4 protein-coding genes are annotated in these 4,725 nt (G+C 39.4%); 3 read left to right on the forward strand and 1 reads right to left on the reverse strand.

Annotation, left to right across the window (positions count from 1 at the left end; all coding sequences use genetic code 11):
• Positions 1-19: 19 nt before the first annotated feature.
• A complete protein-coding gene (locus F6K13_RS18995) occupies positions 20-163 on the forward strand; it encodes a hypothetical protein (protein ID WP_161564654.1) in 144 nt (47 codons plus the stop codon).
• A 114-nt stretch (positions 164-277) separates the two neighbouring features.
• On the opposite strand, the gene F6K13_RS19000 is transcribed toward F6K13_RS18995, so the two are convergent.
• Positions 278-1,201: a TIGR01777 family oxidoreductase gene (locus tag F6K13_RS19000; RefSeq protein ID WP_124146496.1), complete on the reverse strand. Its 924-nt coding sequence runs from the start codon at positions 1,199-1,201 to the stop codon at positions 278-280.
• A gap of 643 nt (positions 1,202-1,844) precedes the next feature.
• Here F6K13_RS19000 and F6K13_RS19005 point away from each other — a divergent pair.
• Together F6K13_RS19005 and F6K13_RS19010 are read left to right on the forward strand one after the other, a co-directional pair.
• Positions 1,845-3,467 (forward strand): DUF3352 domain-containing protein, encoded by a 1,623-nt coding sequence (locus tag F6K13_RS19005; RefSeq protein ID WP_124146483.1) that lies wholly within the window; start codon positions 1,845-1,847, stop codon positions 3,465-3,467.
• A 426-nt stretch (positions 3,468-3,893) separates the two neighbouring features.
• Positions 3,894-4,725, forward strand: an 832-nt coding sequence (locus F6K13_RS19010) for an alanine:cation symporter family protein (protein WP_287288018.1), incomplete at its 3' end; no start/stop codon positions are given.

Raw genomic sequence — 4,725 nt, forward strand, 5'->3', positions numbered from 1 at the left:
TCTGTAAGGGAGACTCGGGATGATAGCCATCCATATTTTGAAGAAGGAGACAGGAGACAGGAGACAGGAGACAGGAGGAAAATTACATGGGGATTCGCTCCCCCAAGTAATGCGTGAACACCCTGTAGACGGTGGGGTATTAAACCCACAAAGAAAATGTTGAAGAAGGAGACAGGAGACAGGAGACAGGGGGAGGGCATCACCTCTGTATAAACTGCAACTCTTTTTTGAGTTGAAGAATCCCGTGGTGTCGCCTAAGCGTACCACCGGGAATATGTCAAGGAGCTAAAATATTTTTCAGAGCCGACTTAACAGTTGAATATTGATACTCAAAGCCAGAAGCTTGAGTCTGTTTTGGTAAGACTTTTTGACCTTCCAATACCACCACTGCACCATCTCCTAATAACAATTCAATGGCAAAATCAGGTACAGGTAACCAAGAAGGTCGATTTAAAACTAATCCTAAATCTTGACAAAATTCTCCCATTCGTACAGGATTAGGAGAAGTAGCATTGAATTTACCTTCTATTTTTTGGTGGCGCAGAGAATGTAAAATCAAACCAACCAAATCATCAATATGTACCCAAGAAAACCATTGCTTACCACTACCAATAGGCCCACCAGCAAATAACTTAAACGGAGTTAGCATTTTTGAGACAGTACCACCCATACCCAGTACAATACCAATCCGCAAAATAACCAACCTCACCCCCAAATCTTTTACAGGTTCAGCTGCAGTTTCCCAAGCTCGACAAACCTCAGCCAGAAAATCATTTCCACTATTGCTATGTTCATCAAAAGTTACGGTTTCACTCGTACCATAATAGCCAATAGCCGACCCACTGACCAATACCGATGGTTTAGAATTAGCCTGAGCGATCGCCTCCACCAATTTTTCCGTAGTTACCTTGCGACTGTCCATAATTTCTTGCTTCCGACTAGCATTCCAACGCTCATCAGCAATACCAGCTCCTGCCAGATTAACCACACCATCGCAGCCATCTATAAACTTTTGCCAAGCACCAGACTGTTTTGGTTGGTAGGCAACTATCTCTAAATTAGGGTAGGCTGAGTCAGGAAAAATTCGTTTAGCTTTTTCCGGATTGCGGGTCAAAACTAATATTTGTTCCCCTTCCGAATGTAAACGCTCTACCAAGCGACTGCCAACAAACCCTGTTGCTCCTGTAATAGCTACTTTCATTACTAAAAAATTTGCCCACAATACTTAATTTATCCTTGTAAGACATCATATAAGCTGTTTTGCATTTAAACCATATACCCAATTTTTGTCAAAGGGAATAGTGAATAGGGAATAGGGAACAGGGAACAGGGAATATAGAATCTAAATACACATCTCCAATAATAAAAAATAACATCAATTATCCCACATAAATTATCAATTCTTTCTCCCTACTTCTTGCTCTGTACTCCCTACTCCCTCTTTTCTCGAGATGTCTAATGATTCTTAGCTTAGTAGGTTGGGTCAAGTACCAGCGTTAGCGCAGCTTATCCACAGGATAAACCCAACCCAAATAATGTTGGGTTTCAATTCTTCAACCCAACCTACTAGACTGATACTAAAAAACTTTGCCCACAATATAGTAGCTTGGGTCAAGCACCAGGGAAACCCAATCAAAACCTATAAATTAAATAATGTTGAGTTTTATTTTTCAAGCCAACCCAACCAACCGACCCTACCTAGTCTGCAAAATTAATTTAATATTTGTTACAGGTAGAAAACAGGAAAGAGAAAATATAAACGGGTAGTGGATGTTAAAGAGAATTTTGTCTACCTACTTCTACTTATACTTACCTAGTAGATATTAAATTATAAAAAAAATTCTATGAAAAAATCACACTTTCTAATTGCTGGTGCAACCATCATTACAGCAGTCAGTATTGCTACCTATCTTTACTTGAGAAATGTGGCCGCGAAAGTCTCCAACCCTCTGAACAGCGCCCAAATAGTACCTGAGTCGGCAATTATGGCCAGTTTTATTCATCCTAATCAACAAGCTTTGAATAAATTACAACAATTTGGTACTCCCGAAACCAGAAAATTAATTAGCCAGAGTTATGCAGAATTTCAGCAGGAAAATTTAGCAGAAGCTAATATTGATTGGGAAAAAGACATTCAACCTTGGTTGGGAGGAATAATGTTTGCTTTTGTTCCCGCTGAGTCAGGGGAAGATACCGATCCGGTGAATATTTTGATGTTGGTGGGAATTAAAAATAAGTTGGAGGTTTGGAAATTTGCCAATAAATTAAAAGGAGATGAGGAAAATCAAGTTATTGAGAAGGAATATCAGGGGGTGACTATTCGGGAAGTTACTGATGAGAGTGGGAAAACTTTTAATTTGGCAATTTTGGGAGATTATTTAGCGATCGCGACCGTTGCAGCAGCAGTGGAAGATACTATTGATACGTTTCAGGGTCAAGCTTCTTTGGCAATGCAAGAGAATGCTGCTGAAAGTTTACAGCAGAGTGCAGGGGTGGAGAATGCCCTCGCTACTATTTTTATTCCTAATTATAGTCAGTTGATGACGGCATTTACTGATGACTTGCCGGAGAATGAACAGTTGTCTACTGCAAGTTTAGTGCAGTTGGAAAAAATAAATTCTGTGGTGATGGGAATAGGAGTGGATGATGCTGGTTTGCGCTTGCGGACAGTGACTAAGTTGAATTCTCCCTTGCCTCCAGAGCAGACTGAAACAGCATCGGGTGAGGTTTTGCAACGGTTTCCAGCGGAGACGATGATGTCGGTCAGTGGGAAGAATATTAGTTTAGCTTGGTCGCAGTTTGTGGCGCAAGCGCAGGGTAGTGAAGATTTGCAGGATCTGTTGGAGATGGTGAGGAAGACGTTTCAAGATTTAGATTTGGATGTAGATCGAGAAGTGTTTGGTTGGATGGATGGGGAGTTTGCTATAGGTTTAATTGGGTCAAATGAAGGAAGATTGGTACAGACTGGCGTTGGTGGAGCGATGATTTTGGAGACTAGCGATCGCTTTGCTGCTAATGGGATGTTGAGAAAGTTAAATAGAGTAGCGATGGAAAAACCTGGTGTGTCGTTGAAGGAAAAACAGGTGGGAGAGATATCGGTGACGGAGTGGCAGATGGTTGGTATTGGTAGTTTTTTGGGGTATGGGTGGTTGGATGATGATTTTTTGTTTGTGGCACTTGGTGAACCGTTGATAGAGGTGATGATAACTATGCCAGATCGTGGTTTAATTGGGAGTGATGATTTTGAGGAAGTCGTGGGGTCTTTACCAACATCGAATCAGGGGTATTTTTATTGGAATATGGAACAGATGATGGTTTGGGCGAATCGTTATCAGTTTGTGAATCTGATGATGCCACGGGATGTGAAGGTTGTTTTGAGTTCAATTCGTGGTATTGGGGTGACGGCGAGTTGGTCGGATGAGTTGACGAATGAGATGGAAATTTTGTGGGTGTTGCAGAAAAAGTAGTCAGTTTGTAGTTTGTAGGGTGCTGTTAGCGATAGCGTAACGCACCCAAATTATCAAAAGTGATTAAGTGAGTAAAACCTTAAAAGTAGATTTTTTCTAACAGAAAAATCGGACTTCAAGCCTGATTTTAATTCAGGTAATGATTCTTTTTGTATAGATTTGCCAACTTTGTAGATAGTAGTAATTTATAAATTTTATACTGTTCATCCATATCATCTATTTATGGATATGGCAATAAAATTTGGAATTGGCAAAAGTAGATTTCAATTTACCTTAATTATCGGCTGAAAACGATTGAAAACTATTTGTTTTTTACAGTTAAATTTGACAAAAACAACTATTATTTCGTCGTTAAAATAAATATAATCAAAAAATATACTACTTGGTATAATATGGTATTAAATATTATTAGGAACTACTAACCAAATGTTAGATTGGATTTCTGTTACTTTTTCTCAATTATTAAAAAATATAGATGCTATCATTTTTTATCGTATTGGTGGCGACCAAGGGATACCACTTATTGTACTTTGGCTAATTAGTGGCAGTCTCTTTTTTACTCTCCGAATGCAGTTTATTAATATTCGAGCTTTTAAACACGCCATAGATGTTATTTGGGGAAAATACGATGACCCTAATGATGAGGGTGAAGTCTCTCATTTTCAAGCTATGGCAACTGCTTTATCTGGAACTGTGGGGCTAGGAAATATTGCTGGAGTTGCTATTGCTATTAGTTTTGGAGGACCAGGTGCAGCTTTTTGGATGACGATCGCAGGGTTGTTAGGCATGAGTACAAAGTTTGTTGAATGTACTTTGGCACAAAAATATCGTGTAGTTAACCCAGATGGTACAAGCATTGGAGGGCCAATGTATTATATATCAATGGGTTTAGCTGACTTAGGACAAAAAAAATTAGGTCAATTTTTAGGTGGAATGTTTGCATTGTTCAATATCTTTGCTGTCTTGGGTAGTTCCAGCATATTTCAGTCTAACCAGTCTCAAGTAGTTGTTGCTAATGTGATACCTTTTTTTGCTCAACGAAGCTGGGTTTATGGATTAATTTTAGTATTAGTAGTGGGGTTAGTAATAGTAGGTGGTATTCAACGTATTGCTGGAGTAGCTGCTGCCATTGTACCGACAATGTGTGGCGTTTACTTTCTGGCAGGTTCATGGGTAATTTTAGCTAACTTTACTGCTATTCCTCACGCAATTTCTACTATAATTCATAGCGCTTTTGCTCCCCAAGCTATGGCAGGGG

Source organism: Okeania sp. SIO2B9 (genome assembly GCF_010672505.1).
Taxonomy (GTDB): Bacteria; Cyanobacteriota; Cyanobacteriia; order Cyanobacteriales; family Microcoleaceae; genus Okeania; species Okeania hirsuta.

What these genes read in the sequence shown, in the direction of transcription:
- F6K13_RS18995 (WP_161564654.1), top strand. Translation starts at nt 20, where the DNA reads ATGATAGCCATCCATATTTTGAAGAAGGAGACAGGAGACAGGAGACAG.
- F6K13_RS19000 (WP_124146496.1), bottom strand. Translation starts at nt 1,201, where the DNA reads ATGAAAGTAGCTATTACAGGAGCAACAGGGTTTGTTGGCAGTCGCTTG.
- F6K13_RS19005 (WP_124146483.1), top strand. Translation starts at nt 1,845, where the DNA reads ATGAAAAAATCACACTTTCTAATTGCTGGTGCAACCATCATTACAGCA.